This is a genomic window from Thioclava sp. UBA3469, from assembly GCF_002378135.1.
GTDB lineage: Bacteria > Pseudomonadota > Alphaproteobacteria > Rhodobacterales > Rhodobacteraceae > Thioclava > Thioclava sediminum.
The window spans coordinates 12,322-32,042 of sequence record NZ_DFRG01000271.1; the positions used below are offsets into that span (position 1 = coordinate 12,322).

Here is a 19,721-nt window from a genome sequence, read left to right on the forward strand (position 1 = left end):
TTCTCGTCCTCGACGCCCCCTTTCGCGGTGTCCTGCCCCTTGGCAAGACGATCCGCAACGGTCGCGGCGACGGCGGCCTTGAGATGCGCGATCGCGGAGAAGCGGCGGCGGGTTTCAACGACTTCAGCCTGCTTGTCGGCCTCGGCCAGAAGGCGATCCACCTCGGCTTCGCGGTCGGTATCTTCCTCGGAAAGCGACGCGGCCTCGCGTGCGGCAACCTCGGTCGGGGCTTCTGCCTCTTCCGTGTCTTCCGCGTCGGCGGTTTCGACGGTTTCGGCCTCTGCCTCCGCTTCGGCCTCTTCTGCGGTCTCGGCTTCAAACTCGGGTGCGAAGACGTCGGCGGAGATATCTTCGGCCTCAGCTTCGGCCAAGGTGTCGTCTTCCGACGTCTCGGCTTCGGCTTCCGCCTCTTCGGCGATGATCGCATTGCCCAGAACCAGCACGTTTTGCGCCTCGAGCGATGCGGTTGCCGGGGTTGCCTCGGGCTCTTCCGCTTCGGGCGCGGCGGCCTCGTCTTGCGTCAGAACCAGCGGCGCGTCGACCGACTCGTCTTCCAGATCGGAAAGGTCGATATCGGGCAGCTCCAGGTCTTCGTAAACATCTGCCTGCGCAACCGCCTCTTCCGGGATTTCGTCAGCCGTCTCGATTTCGGCGCCGGTGAAGAGGTTCTCCATCTGCAGCGCGGCGAGTTCGCGCATGAGATCAGCTTCGGCTTCGGGCGAGAGGCGCCCCGGCATCCGACTGTCGCGATCACTTTCGTCCTGCGCCTGCGGCTGCTCTGCCTGCGGCGCGACCGGAGCAGGGCTGGCCTCCTCCGTCGTTTCGCTCAATTCGGCCGCCAGACGTGCGGCGAGGTCGTCATCCTCGGCTTCTGCTTCCAGCTCGGCCTCGGCTTCCACCTCTTGCTCGGCTTCGGCAGCCACTTCGGATGCCTGTTGCGCGCCGTCGCCCTCGATCTGCTCGGCAGCCGGGATCGCCTGATCCTCTGCACTGTCTGCCATGGCCGCGTCGTCGGTCTGCGCCGGAAGCTCTTCCGAAGCGTCCGCTGCAACCTCCGCAGTCGCGGCTTCGATCGTTTCGCGGCGGCGCACCTTGATCACACGCGCGCGCATTCGCGGCGCGGCGGGCGCGTCGGCCTCAACGGTGGTATCAGCCGAGGTCTCTTCGGTTTGGTCCTCGGCCTGCTCAACCGTTTCCTCTTCGGTCGCACCGAGTTCTTCGGCTGCGGCCTTGAGTGCGGCGATGCGCTTGGCACGCTTGGCCGAACGGCGCGCGCGGCGGTTTGCCTGACGGCGCTGCATGTGATCGTCGGTGGGGCCAAACGCGGCTTCGGCTTCGTCGGCAGCGTCCTCTTCCGAGGCAACGGTTTCGGCTGCTACGATGTCTTCGGCTTCGGTCTCCTCCGTTTCGGCGACGGGCGCTTCCTCGGTGACGACGTCTTCGCGAGCAACTTCCGCTACTTCTTCGTTTTCTTCCGAAATCTGTTCGAGCGCGGCGTCTGCCGAGGCTTCTTCTGCCACCTCCGCCTCGGGCATCTCGGCCTCGGGCTGCGTGGGTTCGGAGGCTTCGGGTTCGATTTCCTCGGCGCTCAGCGGGCCGGAAATGTCGAGGTCATAGCCGAAATCTTCCGCTTCGCTCGACGGTTCGGTCTCGAAGCGGTCCAGAAGCCCCTCGGGGACGGAAACGGGCTCGTCTTCCTCGGCGAAGCTATCTGCCTGAACCACGCGGGCGCGGGCCACGGCTTCGCGGATGCGCTGCAGCTTGGCGGCGACGGTTTCCGGCTGCGCGAAGCCTGCTTCGGGTTCGGCGTGATGCGCCGCAACCTCGGCTTCGGGCTCCGCTGCGACCGGTTCGGGCGCGGCTGCCGGCTCGGGCGTCTCGGCGACCTCCGGCTGCACGGGCGCTTCGGCGGCAGGCGCAGCTTCTTGCGGCGCGTCCGACGTCACCAGCGGCTCTTCCTGAGCGGGTGCGGGCGCCTCGTCGGCTGTAGCCTCGCCACCCAGAAGGGTGTCTTGCTGGCGCAGAACCACGCCGTTTTCTTGAATTTTTGCTTCGACCCGGCGCTGAATTTCGCGCTCAGCGATACGGTGAAGCATCTCCGCATCAGGCTGGGGCGGCTCTGCACCGAAATACCGGTCGTCGGCAGCCAGATCGCGGAAATACTCCGCAATCGCCTTCATCGTGTTGAAAGGCTCGTCAAATCCTTCCAAGGTGCACGAAAAGGTGCCGTAGGATACGGTCAGGATCTTGCTCGCACCAACCATGGACCACTCGCTTTCTATTGGACCTCAATGCGTCGACATTCCTGTCCAACTGGTTCTTTCGCGTGGACGAAAGAAGGCATTTGAAAGGTTTTTTACCGGTCTCGATTGTCTTTCTTTGCCACAATCGTCATCAATCAGCCCATGATTAGCAGTATTGTCCATTCGTCAACCGGGGTTTCGCTTCTCGGCGCCGGCGCAGTTAACCATGCGGATGTTGACGAAGCGTTGACAATCGCCCCCTGTCTTGTGGCCGCAGATGGCGGTGGAGATCGGGCCTTGGCGATGGGTCTCGAGCCCGAAGCGGTAATCGGCGATCTCGATTCCCTGTCGGATGCGGCGCGCGCCACACTTGGCCCGCGGGTGCATCCGGTGGCCGAGCAGGACAGCACCGATTTCGCGAAATGCCTACAACGGATCAAAGCGCCGTTCATTCTGGCGCTCGGCTTCACCGGGATGCGGCTGGATCACACGCTGGCCGCGATGACCGATCTGATCCGCACGCCGCACCGGGTCGTGATGCTGGCCGAGGAAGAGGTGATCTTCCGCTGCCCGCCGTCCCTCTCGCTGGATGTGACGGAAGGCACGCGGGTCTCTTTGTTTCCATTCGGCGAGGTAAAGGCGCGCTCGGAAGGGCTGCAATGGCCGCTGGACGGGATCGGCTTCACGCCCGCCGAGCGGGTCGGCACATCGAACCGGGCGACGGGGCCTGTGCGGATCATGTTGGAGGGGCCAGCCCTGATGATGCTGCCGCGCGAGGAATTGGCCGCCGCCCTGGCAGGTCTGGGGATCGGCTGAGGCGCTAGCCCGCCTCGACCCGCAACGTCCCGTCCAGCCACGGCGCTTCTTCCAACGCCGGTTCGACCACGCGTTCTTGCAGCAGCGCCCGCAGGCGGGCAGCCACTTTCGCGGGCCAATCGGCCATCATCCCGTCGCGCGCCGCCAGCACGATCCGCCGGGTCAGCGGCGGCCCGTCGAGCGGCGAGAGCGCCAGCCCCGCACGTGGTGCATGGCGCACCGCCGACGGCGTCAGGATCGTCCAACCTCGCCCGGCCGCGACCAGTGCTAGGATCGCAGGATAACTATCGAGTTCCAGTTGATGCGGCGGCGCCTTGCCCGTTTGCGCGAGATGCGCGGCGATCTGGCGGCCCATCAGCGTGCGCTGGGAATAGTGGATCAGCGGCAGCGACGGATCGCTTTTCGCAGGTGCATCGGTGGGATGAATGGCGAGGAACGGTTCAGTCAGAAGCGGGTGCAGCTCGATCCCGTCGAGCGCCGCGCCCTGCGGCTCGGCGGCGACGGCGACATCCAAGCCCCGCGCTTCGAGCTTCGACAGCAGCCGGTGGCTCGGTCCGGTTTCCAGCTCGAAGCGGCAGGTGCTGAGCTCGTCGGCCATGCCTGCCAGCAGGAGCGGCGTCACCTCGGCCTCGAAATCCTCGATCATGCCCAGCCGGAAACTCGTGAGCCCAGCCGGATCGGCCTGACCCACCCCGGCGCGACCGCGGGCCAATTCGTCCAGCATCGCCTCGGCATGAGGCAGGAAGGCCCGCCCGGCAGCCGTCAAAGCGAAAGGCCGCGCCGAGCGGTCCACAAGCTCCGCACCCAAAGCGCCCTCCAGACCCGCAAGCTGCTGGCTGACTGCCGAGGCCGAAACGCCCAAGCGGCGCGCGGCTGCGGTGGTCGCGCCTTCCTCCGCCGTGGCCACGAAGACCTCGACCGCCCAAAGGCTGATGCGCGGATTGGGGGCGGGCATGGGAGGCTCCGTGATCGGGGAGGCGGTAAGGCTTGAGGCGCAGACTGCCTTGCCCCGCCCCGGCGCGCAAGCCATGTGGCATCCTGAGACATCGCGGACCATTGACGCCGACCGCGCCGCGGATAGCCTCGCTTTCATCCATCGCCCATCCCGGAGGAGTCGCGAGATGAAAGACCAAAGCTGGCAGGCCCGCGCCGATGCGCATAGCTTCTACGGTTTCACCGATCTGCCCACGATCCACGATCGCGGCGCGGTCGTCGTGACCCATGGCGAGGGGCCGTACATCGTCGACACCGAGGGGCGGAAATATCTCGACGCGAATTCTGGGCTCTGGAACATGGTCGCGGGGTTCGACCACCCCGGGCTGATTGAGGCCGCGCAGGCGCAATATGCGCGCTTCCCCGGTTATCACGCCTTCTTCGGGCGGATGTCGGATCAGACGGTGATGCTGTCCGAGAAGCTGATCGAGGTCTCGCCTTTCGCCGACGGCAAGGTGTTCTACACCAACTCCGGCTCCGAGGCGAATGACACGATGGTCAAGATGCTGTGGTTCCTGCATGGGGCCGAGGGCAAGCCGCAGAAGCGCAAGATCCTGACCCGCAAGAACGCCTATCATGGGGTGACGGCGGTTTCGGCCTCGATGACCGGCAAGCCCTATAATTCGGTATTTGGCCTGCCGCTGCCGGGGTTCCTGCACCTCACCTGCCCGCATTACTGGCGCGAAGGGCAGCCCGGCGAGACGGAGGAGCAGTTCACCCAGCGCCTCGCGAATGAGCTGGAAGCGACGATCATCAAGGAAGGCGCGGAGACGATCGCGAGCTTCTTCGCCGAGCCGGTGATGGGTGCGGGCGGGGTGATCACGCCGCCCAAAGGCTATTTCCAGGCGGTCGCGAAGATCCTCAAGAAATACGACATCCCGCTGATCTCCGACGAGGTGATCTGCGGCTTCGGGCGCACCGGAAACACGTGGGGCTGCGAGACCTATGACTTCCAGCCCGACGCGATCATCTCGTCGAAGAACCTCACCGCCGGCTTCTTCCCGATGGGCGCGGTGATCCTCGGGCCGGAATTGTCGGACCGCCTGCAGGCGGCCTCCGAGGCGATCGAGGAATTCCCCCATGGCTTCACCGCCTCGGGCCACCCGGTCGGCTGCGCGATTGCGCTCAAGGCCATCGACGTGGTGATGAACGAGGGGCTGGCCGAGAATGTCCGCCGCCTGAGCCCGCGCCTCGAAGCGAGCCTCGCCCAGATCGCGCAGAACCCCAATATCGGCGAGCTGCGCGGCGTGGGCTATATGTGGGCGCTGGAGGCGGTGAAGGACCGCGAGAGCAAAACGCCCTTCGACGGCTCGCTCTCGGTCTCGGAGCGCATCGCGAATGCCTGCACCGATCAGGGGCTGATCTGCCGACCGCTCGGGCAATCGGTGGTGCTGTGCCCGCCCTTCATCCTGACCGAGTCTCAGATGGACGAGATGTTCGAGAAGCTGGAAACGGCGTTGAAGAAGGTGTTCGCGGAGGTGGGGTGACCCGCCAAACCGCGAGATCGCCTGCGTTCTGTCTTAGGCACCCCGACGCATAATTCAGTCCAACTGACGAAAATTATGCTATTTTTACCTCGCCCCCTGTGGGCGAGGTAAATTGCGTTGGTCGGAGGAACGCGCGTGAGCCGTCTTCTCAGAGTACTTATCTGCGCCGCCCTGATCGCCCTCGGTGCGCTCTCGCCAACCTATGCCGCCGATAGCATCGGCAATGTCGGGAAGTGGAGCGTTTTCGAAGAGAGAAACGGCACCATCAAGACCTGCTGGACAGCGACGGCAAATGATCGGCGGATTCTGATGAATGGCTCGCTTCTCTATGTCGCGGTGACGAAGCACTCGGGCCGGCAACCGGAGCTGTCCGTCTATGCCGACCGACGGCTGCCGCGCTCCAGCGGACTGACCATCACGATCGGGCAGAGCAAATTCCGCCTGCGTTCGACAGGGCAATATGCCTGGCTGGATCAAAGCACCGACAAGCTTGCGATCAACGCTCTAAAACGAGTCGAGGCGGCAGGCGGGAACGCGAACTTCGCCGTCTCCATTCCGAAAGTGGGCGTCTTCGACTTCTCTGCAAAAGGCTTCGCCGCCGCGTTGGATATGACATTGAAGCGTTGCAGATGACGGCTGTGGATGCGTTTCGGTTGGATCGTTCGGACGCGTCTCACGTGGACCGGACGGAGGAACTGAAACGGGCCGCATCTTGCGATGCGGCCCGGTGTCAATTTCATGCAGCGCCTGCATTGCGCCGACGCGGGCGACGCCGCTTCGGCGAGGCGTTGCCACCGGCATCTACCTTGGGCTTGGCTTCGGCGCGGGGCTTCGAGCGCGCCTGGGCCTGAGCTTGACCTTGCGGCTGACCCTGCCCCTGCGGTTTGCCCTGAGGCTTGCCGCCGCGACCCTTGTTGCCGCCAGAGCGCGGACCGCCGCGACCGCGGCCTCGGGCTGCGCGGGCGGAGGGGCGCACGGCCGCAGAGGGGCGTTCGCCGCTCGCGGTCGGGATCTCGATTTTCATCAGCTTTTCGATCTGCAGGAAGTTATCTGCCTCGTCGGGCGAGCAGAAGGCGATCGCCTCGCCCTCGCGACCGGCACGCGCGGTGCGCCCGATACGGTGGACATACGCGTCCGGCACGTCCGGCAGGTCGAAGTTCACGACATAGGACACGCCCGGGATGTCGATGCCGCGCGCGGCCACGTCGGTCGCGACCAGCACGTTGACCTTGCCATCGCGGAAGCCCTTGATCGCGCGGTCACGCTGGCCCTGCGATTTGTTGCCGTGGATCGATTCCGCGTTGTAGCCGTCGGCGCGCAGGCTCTTCATCAGCTTTTCCGCGCCGTGCTTGGTGCGGGCGAAGACGAGCGTCAGCGCACCCATATCGGCCGAGAGGATATCGCGCAGCTTGCGGGCCTTCTCTGCCTTGGAGTCGAGGAAGTGCACCGACTGGGTGATCTTGTCGGCGGCCTTGCCGGGGGGCGAGACCTGCACGCGCTTGGGATCGGTGAGGTAGGCCTGCGAGATTTCCTCCATCTGCTTCGGCATCGTGGCCGAGAACAGCAGGGTCTGGCGCGGCGTGCCAAGGCGCGACGCGATCTTGCGCAGCGCGTGGATGAAGCCGAGGTCGAGCATCTGGTCGGCCTCGTCGAGCACCAGATGGCGGGTGTAGCGCAGGTCGACCGCGCCGCGATCCATCAGGTCGATCAGACGGCCCGGGGTGGCGACGAGAATGTCGTTGCCGCGATGCATCATGGTGATCTGACGGTTGATCGACTGGCCGCCGACGACGGTGGCCACGTTCATCTTGGTGCCCTGAACGAGCCCCGCGAGGTTGTCGGCGATCTGGTTCACCAGCTCGCGAGTCGGCGCGAGGATCAGCGCCTTGCAGGTCTTGGGCGAGGGTTTGCCCTGCTGCGCCATCAGCTTGTCGATGAGCGGCAGGCCGAAGGCCAGCGTCTTGCCGGTGCCGGTCTGGGCGAGGCCCAGCACGTCATGGCCCGCAAGAACCAACGGGATCGCTTTTTCCTGAATCGGGGTCGGCTGGGTGAATTTTGCGCGTGCGAGCGACTTGAGAATGGCCGGGGAGAGCCCCAGCGAAGAGAAATCGGACAATGCCTATCCTTTATGGCCGAGGCTCCCAACGCGGGGATGCGCACAGCGATCAGCCCGGACGGGATTGTCCGGAGCGCAGGTTGACGCAGACCTCGGGACAGGCGGGCGTTTCCCGCGTGGTCCGGTCTTGCGTGTCAGAACCCTGCGTGAATGGGAACTCGGGAGGTATCGCCGATGCGCCTCTCTCGGGCGCGGCTTGCTCACGCGGCAGCGCGGCGATTGGGGGTAAATGCGCGTGATGGCGCGAAAAGTCAAGGGGGAGCGTGTTTTGAGGGCTTCCCTTGGAGTGATGCCCCGCCCGGGCGACCAGCCCGGGCCGCGCCCGACCTCCCCCCGGGAGGGCGCATCTACGCAAGCTGCGCGCGCTCGGCCTTCGAGAGAGGTGGCACGATAAAGTGCAAACCACCTAGCGAGCATGCGCCCACCCGAGGTCGGGCGCAGCCCTCAGCACGAATGAGGCACCCTCAGCAGTTCGGCACGTTCACCGCCAGCCCGCCGAGGCTCGTCTCCTTGTAATGCTCGTGCATGTCGCGGCCCGTCTGGCGCATCGTCTCGATCGCCGCGTCCAGCGGCACGAAATGCGTGCCGTCTCCGCGCAGCGCCAGCGAGGCCGCCGACACCGCCTTGATCGCGCCCAGACCGTTGCGCTCGATGCAGGGCACCTGCACCAGCCCCTTCACCGGATCGCAGGTCATGCCGAGGTGATGCTCCAGCGCGATTTCGGCCGCGTTCTCGATTTGCTCAGGCGTGCCTCCCAGCACGGCGGCCAGTCCCGCCGCCGCCATCGCCGCTGCTGATCCGACCTCTGCCTGACAGCCGCATTCGGCGCCCGAGATCGAGGCGTTGGTCTTGATCAGCCCGCCGACAGCCGCTGCCGTCAGCAGAAAATCGGGGATCTTCGCGGAAGAGGCCGAGGGCACATGATCGAGCCAGTAACGGATCACCGAAGGCAGCACGCCCGCCGCCCCGTTCGTCGGCGCGGTGACGACTTGGCCACCGGCGGCGTTTTCCTCGTTCACCGCCATCGCATAGGCCGAAATCCAGTCATTGATCTGATGCGGCGGTGCGAGGTTCTGGCCCCAATCCGCCTTCAGGCTCTCATGGATCGCCTTGGCCCGGCGCTTCACCCGCAACCCGCCGGGCAATTCGCCCTCGCTGGTCAGACCGCGCTCCATACAGTCGCGCATCGTGATCCAGATTTTCTCAAGACCTTCGTCGATCTCCTTCGGGCCGCGGAAGCGCGCCTCGTTGCGCCGCTTCATCTGCGCGATGCTCTGCCCCGAGGCATGGGCCATCGCCAGCATTTCCTCGGCGGTCTTGAAGGGGAACGGCACCGGGCTCGGCGCGTCGCGGGCGGCATCGTCGACGGCGGCCAGTTCGGCCTCGGTGCGCACGAAACCGCCGCCGATTGAGTAATAGACCTCGTGCATCAACACGTCGCCCTGCGCGTCGCGCGCCTCGATGACCATGCCATTCGCGTGGCCGGGCAGCGACGTGTCGTAATCGAAGATCAGATCGGCTTCGGGGTCGAAGGCCAAAGGCGGCAATCCGTCAGGCTTCAACAGGTGGTCGCGCGCATTCGCGGCCAGCAATTTCTCGGCTAGATCGTTATCGTAGCTCTCGGGCACCACGCCTGCGAGCCCGAGGATCGCCGCCCGATCCGTCGCATGGCCCTTGCCGGTGAAGGCGAGCGAGCCGTGCAGACGCACCCGCACCCCATGCGCGGTGAAAGGCGAGGCCCGGAGCGCGTCGAGAAACCGCGCGCCCGCCACCATCGGCCCCATCGTATGCGACGAGGACGGCCCGACGCCGATCTTGAAGATATCGAAGACGCTCAGAAACATGCGACCTCCCTGCCCTGATTTTGGCCCAGACTGCCGTGTTCGCCCCCGGACCAACAGCCCCAAAACGACCCCGCCACGCGCAAAAGCAACATCGTTGACGCGATATTCAGGATTATCGCGCAGCCTGAGCGGCGAAAGGCTGTGGTGGGCACGATGCCGATTTTCGGTGCATGGCAATTTTCGGACCTGATCGTATCGGGCCCGGACCCGTTCGGGTCGAACGCGTTGGCGAATGCCGATGCGGTCGGCGCGACCAGCTTCACGATCGATGCTGACGCTGCGGTGCAGATGATCGATCTGACCGATGACGACGCCAATCTCGAGGATGCCGACGGCTCGCAGGAACTCACCGCCCCGATGACATTCGACGGCATCGCCTGGGGCGCAGGTGCGGCGGGCGATGTCGAAATCGAATACAGCTATGTCATCCGTCCGGCGGGCTCCTCCGATCCGGCCGACAATATCACGATCTTCGTGCTCGAATTCGAGGGCGACGTGCATGGCATCGCCTCGTCCGAGCGTCTTTTCGCAGGGCAAACCTATGACATCGTCGCAATCGACAGCAACGATCCGGTCATTCCCTATGCCGATCTTGCAGTCTGTTTCGCGCGCGGAACCCGGATCGCGACCAAGCAAGGCCCCGTCGCGGTGGAGGACCTGCGCCCCGGCATGAAAGTGCAGACCGCCGATAACGGCTATCGCGAACTGATTTGGACGGGACGCTGGCGGATGACCGGGCGTGACGAGAACGCGCCGATCCGCGTCGCGAAAGGCGCGCTTGGCAATGACCGCGCCTTCGAGGTCTCGGCCCAGCACCGGTTGTTGGTCCGCAGTCGCGCGGGCGTCCTTGGCGGGCGGGAGCTTCTGATCCCGGCCAAGGGGCTGCTCGACCTGCCGGGGATCGCACGCGCGCCCCGTCCGCGCATCGAATGGCTGCATCTGCTGTTCGAGGCGCATGAGATCGTCTTCGCGGACGGGGCGGCCGTGGAAAGCCTCCTGCCCGGCCCGATGGCGCTGCGCGGGGTCGGCCCGCAAGAGGCCGCACGGCTGCGCGCACTGATGGCGGAGAACCCGCTCCTCACCCAGCCCGCGCGCCCGATCCTGCCGCCGGGGCAGGCGCGACGCCACGCCAAGCAGGCAGGCGGGATGCGACAATTCCTCCTGCGCTGAAGACAGGCCGACAAAGCCCTCGCCTGAGCGCCCTTGATTGCCTATAAGCGTCGGCAACTCAGACTGCCCATGAATGGAGTGCCAAATGGCTGCCGACCTCTCCCCGATCGACAAGGCGAAATTCGCCGCCGCCCGCCGTGCCGTTGACCTCATTGAAGACGGGATGCGTGTGGGCCTCGGCACCGGCTCGACCGCCGCATGGATGGTGCGTTGCCTTGGCGAGCGTATCCGCGACGAAGGGCTGCAACTGATCGGGGTGCCCACCTCGACGCGCACCGCCGATCTCGCCCGTCAGGTCGGCATCAAGGTCGTGGCGCTCGACGAGGCGAAATGGCTCGATATCACGATCGACGGGGCAGACGAATTCGACCCCGACCTGAACCTGGTGAAGGGTGGCGGCGGCGCGCTGCTGCAGGAGAAGATCGTGGCCACCGCCTCCGATCAGATGGTCGTCATCACCGACGCCTCGAAGGAAGTGAACCATCTGGGCGCCTTCCCCCTGCCCGTGGAGGTCGTCCCCTTCGGCTGGCAGGTCACCCGCGCGCTGATCGAGGAACTGCTCGACTCGATGGATGTGATGGGTCGCCAGACCTCGCTGCGCCTGAACGGCCAGCAGCCCTTCGTGACCGATGAGGGCAATTACATCGTCGATCTGCATCTCAACCGCATCGGCAACCCGCGTCAGCTGGCACTGGTGCTGAACCAGATTCCCGGCGTGGTCGAGAATGGCCTGTTCATCGACATCTGCGACAAGGTCATCATCGGCGGCACGGACGGCAAGGTCGAAATCCGCGACATCAATGAGGGCACGGTGGCCAACGAGACCATCGAGTTCGCAGAGGACGAGAATATCTTCCGCGATATGGACTGATCTTGGCGCCGGACGCGCGCCTCCGGGATACAACACTGTGACGCATCCCCGCCTTGCGCGCGTCTTTCCGTCCCCGCCTTGCTCCTGAGCGCATGGACCGCTAAGCCAAGACGCAAGGAATATCAGGAAGGAAGGCGCCCCCATGAGCTTCGACTACGACCTTTTCGTCATCGGCGGCGGTTCTGGCGGGGTGCGGGCGGCCCGGATTGCCTCGGGCCATGGCGCGCGCGTCGCATTGACCGAGGAATACCGAATGGGCGGCACCTGCGTGATCCGCGGCTGCGTCCCGAAGAAACTGATGGTCTTCGCCTCCACCGCGCCGGCGGCCATCGAAGAGGCGCGCGCCTATGGCTGGAGCGCGGATGCAGGTCAGTTCGACTGGCCCGGCTTCCGTGGCAAGCTCGATGCGGAACTTGACCGGCTCGAGGCGATCTATCGCAAGGGGCAGGAAAACGCGGGCGTGAAGGTCTTCGACCAGCGCGCGACGGTCTCGGGCCCGCATGAGGTCACGCTGGCTGACGGCACGAAGATCACCACCAAGCATATCCTCGTTGCGGTCGGCGGACGGCCCTTCGTGCCCGAATTCCCGGGCTGCGAACTGGTGATGACCTCGAACGACATCTTCAAGCTCGACGCCCTGCCCGAACGCATCCTGATCGTCGGCGGCGGCTATATCGCCTGCGAATTCGCCTGCATCCTCAACGGATTGGGCGTGGAGGTCACGCAATACAACCGCTCGCCCCTGCTGCGCGGCTTCGATGGCGAAGCGCGCGATCTGATCGTGGATCAGATGCAGGCGAGCGGCATCGACATTCACACCCATGTTGTCATCACCGAGATCGAGAAGACCGAGAACTGCCTGAAAGTCACCTGCGGCGACGGGCGCGAGGACGAATTCGACGCAGTGCTCTACGCGACCGGCCGCACACCGAATACCGAAGGGCTCGGCCTCGAGACTGCGGGCGTGGAGCTGGGCGAGCGCGGTGAGGTCATGGTCGACGAATGGTCGCAGACCAACGTGCCCTCGATCTTTGCGGTGGGCGATGTCACCGACCGCATCAACCTGACCCCGGTCGCGATCCGCGAGGGCCACGCTTTCGCCGATACCGTCTTCGGCGCCAATGCCCGCCCCTCCGATCATGAGCTGGTGGCCTCGGCCGTCTTCACCCAACCCGAATTCGGCACCGTCGGCATCACCGAGGAAGAGGCAGAGGAACGCGGCAATGCCGAGGTCTACGTCTCGAGCTTCCGGCCGATGCGCTCAAGCTTTGCAGGCTCCGACGCGCGGGTGCTGATGAAATTGATCGTTTGCCGCGAGACGCGCTGCGTGCTGGGATGCCATATCGTCGCCCCCGAAGCGGGCGAATTGATCCAAATGGTCGGCATCGCCGTCAAAATGGGGGCAACCAAGGAACAGTTCGACGCGACTTGCGCGGTCCACCCGACCATGGGCGAAGAGCTCGTGACCATGCGGAACCCTGTAAGACATTATTGAAATCACGGAAAAGATACCCAACTGTCCGACAAGATAACGGAAAGGTGAGGAGCATATGAGCAACGGAGGCCCCTGGGGCGGCGGAGGCGGTGGCGGCGATGACCGCGACGACGACCGCGAAGACAAGCGTCCCGGTCAGCGACGTCCCGGCGAGGGCGGACAGATCCCGGAAATCGAGGAATTCATGCGCAAGGGCTCTGAGCAGCTCAAGGTGCTGATGGGCGGCAAGGGAGGCGGCAATCGTCCCAACCGTCCCAATGGCGGCGGAGGCGGCAAGAGCCCCTTCCCGGCAAAGACCGCGGTCGTCATCGGCCTCGTGGCTCTGGTTGCGATCTGGCTCGGCTCCTCTCTCTACAAGGTGAACCCGGAAGAGCGCTCGGTGGAGCTGATGTTCGGGCGCTACTACGCGACCAAAGGCCCCGGCCTGAACCTCGCGCCGTGGCCCTTCATCACCTATTCCAAGGTTCCGGTGACGCGCGAACAGACCGTCGATATCGGCTCGGGCCGCGCAGGCACGAACGATACCGGCCTGATGCTGACGGGCGACCAGAATATCGTCGATCTCGAATTCCAGGTTGTCTGGAACATCAGCGATCCGGCGAAATACCTGTTCAACCTCGGCGATCCGCAGGACACGATCCGCGCGGTGTCGGAATCGGCGATGCGTGACATTATCGCGCGCTCGAACCTCGCGCCGATCCTGTCGACCGCACGTGGCGAGATCGCGGGCGATCTGCGCTCGGCGGTGCAGAACACGCTCGACAGCTATGATGCGGGCATCAACATCGTCCGTGTGAACTTCAACCGCGCCGACCCGCCGCGCGAGGTGATCGACAGCTTCCGCGAGGTGCAAGCCGCCCAGCAGGAGCGGGACCGTCTCGAGAAGGAAGCCGACGCCTACGCCAACAAGGTGACGGCAGGGGCTCGCGGTGAGGCCGCTCAGGTCAAGGAAGAGGCCGAAGGCTATCGTGCGCAGATCGTGAACGCCGCCGAAGGTGACGCCGCGCGCTTCAACTCGATCCTCACGGAATACGAGAAAGCGCCCGAAGTGACCAAGCGCCGGATGTTCTACGAAACCATGGGCAAGCTGCTGCAGAACGTCGACAAGGTCGTTGTGGACACCAAGGACGGCGCTGGCGGCGTCGTGCCCTATCTGCCGCTGGATCAGCTGCGCAAGAACTCCAGCTCGGCGTCCAACACCACCAACTCGACCGCTAACACGGGAGGAAGCAACTGATGCGCGGACCTATCGCAATTGCCGTTCTCGTTGTTCTCATCTTCCTCGGACTGAATTCGGTCTTCGTGGTGGACGAGCGTGAAAAGGCCCTCGTGCTGCGCTTCGGTGAGGTGCAGCAGGTGAAGACCGAGCCCGGTCTCGGGTTCAAGATTCCGGTCGTGGACACCATCGTGAAATACGATGACCGCATCCTGAGCCTGACCACGCAGCCGCTCGAAGTCACGCCCGAGGACGACCGCCGTCTCGTGGTCGACGCCTTCGCGCGCTGGCGCATCGTCGACGCGGTGAAATTCCGCGAAGCGGTGGGCGCAGGTGGTGAGACGACCGCAAAGAGCCGCATCGACGGCATCCTGAACAACGCGATCCGCGAAGTTCTGGGCTCGGTCCCCTCGACGGCTGTGCTGTCGGATGACCGGACGCCGCTGATGAACCGCATCCGCGATCTGGCACGTCGCGAGGCGCTGTCGCTGGGCGTGGACGTGATCGACGTGCGTCTGACGCGCACCGATCTGCCCGAGCAGAACCTCGCCTCCACCTATGGCCGGATGCGGGCAGAGCGTGAACGCGAAGCCGCCGACGAGCGCGCCCGCGGCGCCGAGGCCGCACAGCGCATCCGTGCAACCGCCGACCGTACCGCGGTCGAGGTCACGTCCGAGGCCAAGAAACAGGCCGAGATCGTGCGCGGTGAAGCCGATGCGCAGGCCAACAAGGTCTATGCGGATGCCTACGGCAAGGATCGCCAGTTCTTCGCCTTCGTGCGCGCGCTGCAATTCTACGCGCAGTCGATGAAGACGCAGACCTCTTCGCTGGTGACGCAGCCCGACAGCCTCTACTTCGATTACGGGCGCTTCCTGCGCTCGATCGGGGAGAACCCGGGGCCCGAAACCGGTGCAGGCCGGGGCAGCGCATCTGCGAGCCAGGTCGGCCAGTGATGGCGATGCTTTTGACCGGTCTCGGACTGGTCCTTGTGATCGAGGGGCTGGCGCTTGCGCTGGCCCCTTCACGTATCGAGGAGGCGCTGGACATGCTGCGCGCCATGTCGGCGGGCCAACGTCGCGCCCTTGGCCTTGCGGCTCTGGCGATGGGTGTGGCGATCCTCTGGGCGCTGCGGCAGTTCGGATAATCGCCCCCGCGCCCCTGCCTCAAACGCAAGAGAGCGCGCCTTCAGCCCCCTGCGACGCAATTTCCTGTCGTGAATTTTGGCGAATAACTTCCCTTCGCCCCTCCCTGCTCCTACATTTCAAATCAAAGAGAGCATCGCGCCGGTCTCCCGCACCGGCGAAGCAAGGGAGAGCCATATGACAATCCTCACCGGACCCGGATCCATGCTGCGCGCCGGATTGAGCGCCGCCACGCTTGCCGTGGCGCTCGCCTGCGCCCCTCTGGCCGGGCCCGCCTATGCCCGCGCCGCCCCGGAAAGCTTTGCCGAACTCGTCGATCAGGTGTCCAATTCGGTGGTGAACATCACCACCTCGACCACGGTGGCCGCGCCGACCGGCGATATGCCGAACTTTCCGCCCGGCTCGCCCTTCGAGGATCTGTTCCGCGATTTCGGCCTGCCGAACCCGAACGCCCCCAATGGCCCGAACGGGCGGGGTGCGCCGCGTCGCTCGAATGCGCTCGGCTCCGGCTTCGTGATCTCGGAAGACGGTTATATCGTCACCAACAATCACGTCATCGAAGATGCCGACGAGATCGAGATCGAGTTCTTCTCGGGCAAGCGTCTCGATGCGAAACTGGTGGGCACCGATCCGAAAACTGACATCGCGCTCTTGAAAGTCGAGAGCGATTCCCCCCTGCCCTTCGTCGCCTTCGGCGACAGCGACGCCGTGCGTGTTGGCGACTGGGTGATGGCGATGGGCAACCCGCTGGGTCAGGGCTTCTCCGCCTCGGCCGGGATCATCTCGGCGCGCAACCGCGAGCTGTCCGGCAGTTATGACGACTACCTGCAGACCGATGCCGCGATCAACCGCGGCAACTCGGGCGGTCCGCTCTTCGACATGGAAGGCGAGGTCGTCGGCGTGAACACCGCGATCCTGTCGCCCAATGGCGGCTCGATCGGGATCGGCTTCTCGATGGCGTCGAACGTGGTCGCGAAAGTGGTCGAACAACTCAAGGAATATGGAGAGACGCGGCGCGGCTGGCTGGGTGTGAAAATCCAGGACGTCACCGCGGACATGGCCGAAGCGATGGGCCTCGAGGCCCCCGAAGGCGCGCTTGTCTCTGAAGTGCCCGATGGCCCCGCCAAGGAAGCCGGCATCGAGGCGGGCGACGTGATCACCTCCTTCGATGGCGGCGAGGTCAAGAGCACCCGCGATCTGGTGCGTCGCGTGGCCGACGCGCCGGTGGGCGAGAAGGTCCGCGTGACCGTGATGCGCGATGGCGAGGCCAAGACGCTGCTGGTGACGCTGGGCCGTCGCGAAGCCGCCGAGGGCGAACAGCCCCCGAAAGCCGTGCAGGCCCCGCAGGAGGTCGAGAAGGACATGCTCGGCCTGACCGTGACCCCGCTGACGGATGACCTGCGCACCGAGATGGGTCTGACGAAAGAGGCGAACGGCCTTGTCATCAAGCAGATCGACGAGACCTCCTCGGCCTATGAGAAAGGGCTGCGCGTCGGCGATCTGATCACCGAGGTCGGGCAGAAACCGGTCTCCGCGGTCGATGATTTCGAAGAGCGCGTGCAGGCGGCGAAGGATGCGGGGCGTAAGTCGATCCTGCTGTTGATCCGCCGCGCTGGCGAGCCGCGTTTCGTGGCCCTTCCCGTGGAGTGATCCGCACCGCTCAAAACGGTAGAAAAGGCGCCCCGCGGGGCGCCTTTTGCAGTAAATGGTGCGCGTGAGAACCTTGAAGGCTCGAAGCGCAATGGCCGCTTCCAGCCTACTGCGGACATTGCTTCCTGTTGCGAAGGTTGGAGCGACATCAATCTTCGCCTAACTTGGCTGAGTGGGCCGGAATACCGCGAGGGCATCAGTGCTTCAGTCCTACGACATCGCTTCTCTGCTGCGCGAAAACCGGCAGCGATGGGAGCTTCTTGAGTTGGTTGAATCACTCAATCTGCGTCAGGGAAGCATCGGTGCGGGCTTTGTCCGAAACTTCGTGTGGGACGCCCTTCACGGTCGGGCTTCGGATTGCAGAGATGAGGACATAGACGTTCTCTACTTCGACGATAAGAACCTCGATCCAGCGTCGGACGAAGCTTTTGAGAATTGGCTTCGGCAAGCAGCGCCGGAGTACCAATGGTCCGTGAAAAACCAGGCGAGAATGCACCTGCGAAACGGAGATTCACCATATTGTTCAGTGGCAGATGCAATGCGCTACTGGCCAGAAACGGCCACGGCAGTCGCGGCCCAAAGGTCGGGCTCAGATTGTCGGATCCTTGCACCCTTCACGCTCAACGACCTCTGTTCGATGATTTTGCGCCCAGCATCGAGCTTGCCACATAAGCGCGAAGCCTTCCGGACCAGAGTTCAGAGCAAAGGCTGGCTGGAACGATGGCCACTGGTGCGAGTGGTAGAAATGTCCGCCTAGCCGACATCCGCCGCAGACAGCTCTCGAAGTTCCCGTCGGGAGCTGCTGATCGACATGGCGTTGCGCCTACAATGCATCCGGCCCCAAGCTACACCATTTACTGCATGGGGCTGACCCGCGGGGCGCCTTTTTCATTGTGCCGTTTCGCGCGCCAGCACCCGGCGAGAGGCGATCGTCAGGCTTCCGGCGGCGATCACGCACCAGACCGCCATGCCCAGCATCTGGGTCGGCAGCTCCACCCCCATATCGATCAGCACGCCCGTGATCCCCGGCCCGATGGCCGTCGAGAGCACCATCGAGGCCACGATGATCGCGCGGATGCCGCCGAGGTTCTTCACCCCGTAGACCTCGGGCCAGAGCGCGCCCATCAGCGTACCGGAAAACCCGTTCGACATGCCAAGCAGCGCCATGAAGGCATAGACACCCCAGACCGGCGTGACCAAGGCGACCGTCAGCGAGGCTAGCGTCAGCGGGGCCAGCACGAAGGGCAGCAGGCGCAGCGCACCGAACCGGTCGATCAACCCGCCGCAGACGAAGCCGAAGCCCACCGTCGCGAGGGACATCACCGGGAAGGCCGCCGCGAAGGCGAGCGGGGAGTAGCCGCGCAGCTCAGTCAGGTAGCCTTGGTGGAAGAAGATCACCGTGCCGATGAAGGGCGGCGCGAGCAGCCCCGCCAGCAGCATATAGAGGACCGGATCACGGATCACCTCCGATCGGGTCCAGTCGCGCGCGGTGCCCGAGGCGCTCGATTGCACCTCGGTCGCATTGGGCACCCGCTCGACCTGCATGAGCCGCATCAGAAGCGGCCAGGCGATCAAGACCAGCACCCAGGCCGAGAGCCACCACGCGAGATGCCAATTGCCGCTCGCCTGCGCGATCAGCACCACCAGAACCGGCAGCACTGCAGAGCCGAAAGGCTGGCCCGGCACGATAAGCGACATCGCTTTGCCGCGGCTCGCGACGAACCAGCGGCCGATCTCGGTGAAGGCAATCTCGGTCATCATGCCCTGCCCGAAGAGCCGAAGCATGTAGATCGCCAGCGTCAGGAAGATCAGGTTCGGCGCAAGCGTGATCCCGATACAGGCCAGCGCGAGCAGCGGAATGGTGAAGCGCACCACCTTCCAGCCGGGCATCAGGTCGAGCGTGCGCCCCAGAAACGGCAGCGTCGAGGCCGAGGCCAGCGTGGCCACCATGTAGAGCGCCCCGAAGGTGCCGCCCGACAAGCCGAAGGTTGCGCGGATGTCATTGCCCGACAGGCCGATGAAGAAGGTCTGTCCGAAGGAGGAGAACAGCGTCAGCAGGAACCCCGCGCCGAGCCAGCGGGCATTGTCGCGCATGAAGCGCAGGTTGCTGCCGAAAAGCTTTTGCATGATGCCCCCTGTCCTTTGGCCCCGGTTAGAGACCGTTCCTCCCAAAGGCACAACCCCGCCGCCTGCGCAAAGGTCTGTGCGGCGATGCGATGGCTGGCGCGGATGGCCTCAGTTCGACCAGATATAGAGGCCCAGTTCCTGTGCCGCGCGGACTGAGAGCGTCGGGCTGTCGAGGCCGCGGGGCGCCTGATAGGCCGCGATCGCGCGGCCCGTCGCCGGGTCCAGCTTGCCGTCGGCGGGGCCGGAATAAAGCCCGCGCAGCGCCAGCGCTCGCTGGGTCATCGCAACGAAAGCGGGTGTCAGATCCTCCGAGCAGACGGATTCGAAATAGCGCGGCTTGCCGCTATCGACGAGCTTCTGCCCGCTCAATTCGCGATAGATCGCGGGCTGCGTGACCTTGCCGGTCTTCGGGTCGCGCTGTTCGGGGAGCACCTGCACCTGCCCGGTCACGGTCTCGACCTTGGCCGGGCCTTTGAGTTGGGTGAAACATCCCTGCGCGTCGTCGGCGGGCGGGCGGCTTTGCAGCACATGGGCGAGCGTCTTGGCGGCCC

At 64.9% G+C, this 19,721-nt stretch carries 17 protein-coding genes; 11 read left to right on the plus strand and 6 right to left on the minus strand.

What is annotated here, in order from left to right; all coding sequences use genetic code 11:
* Positions 1–2,264, minus strand: a 2,264-nt coding sequence (locus B3D39_RS19750; protein WP_286790000.1) for a hypothetical protein, incomplete at its 3' end; no start/stop codon positions are given.
* A gap of 141 nt (positions 2,265–2,405) precedes the next feature.
* Here B3D39_RS19750 and B3D39_RS19755 point away from each other — a divergent pair.
* Positions 2,406–3,059 carry a thiamine diphosphokinase gene (locus B3D39_RS19755; RefSeq protein WP_274961847.1) on the plus strand — a complete coding sequence of 218 codons (654 nt, stop codon included), beginning with the start codon at positions 2,406–2,408 and terminating at the stop codon, positions 3,057–3,059.
* Between the two features lie 4 nt (positions 3,060–3,063).
* Here B3D39_RS19755 and B3D39_RS19760 read toward each other — a convergent pair whose 3' ends face one another.
* Positions 3,064–4,014, minus strand: coding sequence for a LysR family transcriptional regulator (locus B3D39_RS19760; RefSeq protein ID WP_274961846.1), 951 nt, complete (start codon positions 4,012–4,014; stop codon positions 3,064–3,066).
* Between the two features lie 166 nt (positions 4,015–4,180).
* On the opposite strand from B3D39_RS19760, the gene B3D39_RS19765 reads away from it, so the two are divergent.
* Positions 4,181–5,539: an aminotransferase gene (locus tag B3D39_RS19765; protein WP_274961845.1), complete on the plus strand. Its 1,359-nt coding sequence runs from the start codon at positions 4,181–4,183 to the stop codon at positions 5,537–5,539.
* A 135-nt stretch (positions 5,540–5,674) separates the two neighbouring features.
* A complete protein-coding gene (locus tag B3D39_RS19770; RefSeq protein ID WP_274961844.1) occupies positions 5,675–6,172 on the plus strand; it encodes a hypothetical protein in 498 nt (165 codons plus the stop codon).
* 103 nt (positions 6,173–6,275) lie between these two features.
* Here the strand turns inward: B3D39_RS19770 and B3D39_RS19775 are convergent, their stop codons facing one another.
* Positions 6,276–7,655, minus strand: a complete 1,380-nt coding sequence (locus B3D39_RS19775) for a DEAD/DEAH box helicase (protein WP_274961843.1) — start codon at positions 7,653–7,655, stop codon at positions 6,276–6,278.
* Positions 7,656–8,119: 464 nt separating this feature from the next.
* Complete coding sequence (locus tag B3D39_RS19780; RefSeq protein WP_286790001.1) at positions 8,120–9,499, minus strand: L-serine ammonia-lyase; 1,380 nt, start codon at positions 9,497–9,499, stop codon at positions 8,120–8,122.
* Between the two features lie 153 nt (positions 9,500–9,652).
* Here B3D39_RS19780 and B3D39_RS19785 point away from each other — a divergent pair, with 153 nt between their 5' ends.
* From B3D39_RS19785 to B3D39_RS19820, 8 genes are all read left to right on the plus strand, one after another.
* Positions 9,653–10,669 (plus strand): Hint domain-containing protein, encoded by a 1,017-nt coding sequence (locus tag B3D39_RS19785; RefSeq protein WP_274963836.1) that lies wholly within the window; start codon positions 9,653–9,655, stop codon positions 10,667–10,669.
* Between the two features lie 85 nt (positions 10,670–10,754).
* Positions 10,755–11,540 carry a ribose-5-phosphate isomerase RpiA gene (rpiA, locus tag B3D39_RS19790; RefSeq protein WP_274963835.1) on the plus strand — a complete coding sequence of 262 codons (786 nt, stop codon included), beginning with the start codon at positions 10,755–10,757 and terminating at the stop codon, positions 11,538–11,540.
* A gap of 142 nt (positions 11,541–11,682) precedes the next feature.
* On the plus strand, positions 11,683–13,035 hold the full coding sequence (gor, locus tag B3D39_RS19795; protein WP_274963834.1) for a glutathione-disulfide reductase: 1,353 nt from the start codon (positions 11,683–11,685) through the stop codon (positions 13,033–13,035).
* A 55-nt stretch (positions 13,036–13,090) separates the two neighbouring features.
* On the plus strand, positions 13,091–14,272 hold the full coding sequence (gene hflK / locus B3D39_RS19800) for an FtsH protease activity modulator HflK (protein ID WP_078569437.1): 1,182 nt from the start codon (positions 13,091–13,093) through the stop codon (positions 14,270–14,272).
* A complete protein-coding gene (gene hflC / locus B3D39_RS19805) occupies positions 14,269–15,204 on the plus strand; it encodes a protease modulator HflC (RefSeq protein WP_166741438.1) in 936 nt (311 codons plus the stop codon). The genes hflK and hflC overlap by 4 nt, the downstream gene beginning before the upstream one ends.
* Positions 15,204–15,395 carry a DUF2065 family protein gene (locus B3D39_RS19810; RefSeq protein ID WP_143593782.1) on the plus strand — a complete coding sequence of 64 codons (192 nt, stop codon included), beginning with the start codon at positions 15,204–15,206 and terminating at the stop codon, positions 15,393–15,395. The genes hflC and B3D39_RS19810 overlap by 1 nt, the downstream gene beginning before the upstream one ends.
* A gap of 175 nt (positions 15,396–15,570) precedes the next feature.
* The gene (locus B3D39_RS19815; protein WP_078519638.1) at positions 15,571–17,043 is read left to right on the plus strand and encodes a DegQ family serine endoprotease; all 1,473 of its coding nucleotides are present in this window, start codon (positions 15,571–15,573) and stop codon (positions 17,041–17,043) included.
* Between the two features lie 199 nt (positions 17,044–17,242).
* Positions 17,243–17,800 (plus strand): nucleotidyltransferase family protein, encoded by a 558-nt coding sequence (locus B3D39_RS19820; protein ID WP_274963877.1) that lies wholly within the window; start codon positions 17,243–17,245, stop codon positions 17,798–17,800.
* A 131-nt stretch (positions 17,801–17,931) separates the two neighbouring features.
* Here the strand turns inward: B3D39_RS19820 and B3D39_RS19825 are convergent, their stop codons facing one another.
* Positions 17,932–19,170 (minus strand): MFS transporter, encoded by a 1,239-nt coding sequence (locus B3D39_RS19825; protein WP_274963876.1) that lies wholly within the window; start codon positions 19,168–19,170, stop codon positions 17,932–17,934.
* 108 nt (positions 19,171–19,278) lie between these two features.
* A partial coding sequence (locus B3D39_RS19830) for a peptidoglycan-binding domain-containing protein (RefSeq protein WP_286790002.1) occupies positions 19,279–19,721 on the minus strand: 443 nt, incomplete at its 5' end.

Excerpts from the sequence above, each read along its gene's own strand:
- B3D39_RS19755 (WP_274961847.1), top strand. The coding sequence starts at position 2,406 with ATGATTAGCAGTATTGTCCATTCGTCAACCGGGGTTTCGCTTCTCGGC.
- B3D39_RS19760 (WP_274961846.1), bottom strand. The coding sequence starts at position 4,014 with ATGCCCGCCCCCAATCCGCGCATCAGCCTTTGGGCGGTCGAGGTCTTC.
- B3D39_RS19765 (WP_274961845.1), top strand. The coding sequence starts at position 4,181 with ATGAAAGACCAAAGCTGGCAGGCCCGCGCCGATGCGCATAGCTTCTAC.
- B3D39_RS19780 (WP_286790001.1), bottom strand. The coding sequence starts at position 9,499 with ATGTTTCTGAGCGTCTTCGATATCTTCAAGATCGGCGTCGGGCCGTCC.
- B3D39_RS19785 (WP_274963836.1), top strand. The coding sequence starts at position 9,653 with ATGCCGATTTTCGGTGCATGGCAATTTTCGGACCTGATCGTATCGGGC.
- rpiA (WP_274963835.1), top strand. The coding sequence starts at position 10,755 with ATGGCTGCCGACCTCTCCCCGATCGACAAGGCGAAATTCGCCGCCGCC.
- gor (WP_274963834.1), top strand. The coding sequence starts at position 11,683 with ATGAGCTTCGACTACGACCTTTTCGTCATCGGCGGCGGTTCTGGCGGG.
- hflK (WP_078569437.1), top strand. The coding sequence starts at position 13,091 with ATGAGCAACGGAGGCCCCTGGGGCGGCGGAGGCGGTGGCGGCGATGAC.
- B3D39_RS19810 (WP_143593782.1), top strand. The coding sequence starts at position 15,204 with ATGGCGATGCTTTTGACCGGTCTCGGACTGGTCCTTGTGATCGAGGGG.
- B3D39_RS19815 (WP_078519638.1), top strand. The coding sequence starts at position 15,571 with ATGACAATCCTCACCGGACCCGGATCCATGCTGCGCGCCGGATTGAGC.
- B3D39_RS19825 (WP_274963876.1), bottom strand. The coding sequence starts at position 19,170 with ATGCAAAAGCTTTTCGGCAGCAACCTGCGCTTCATGCGCGACAATGCC.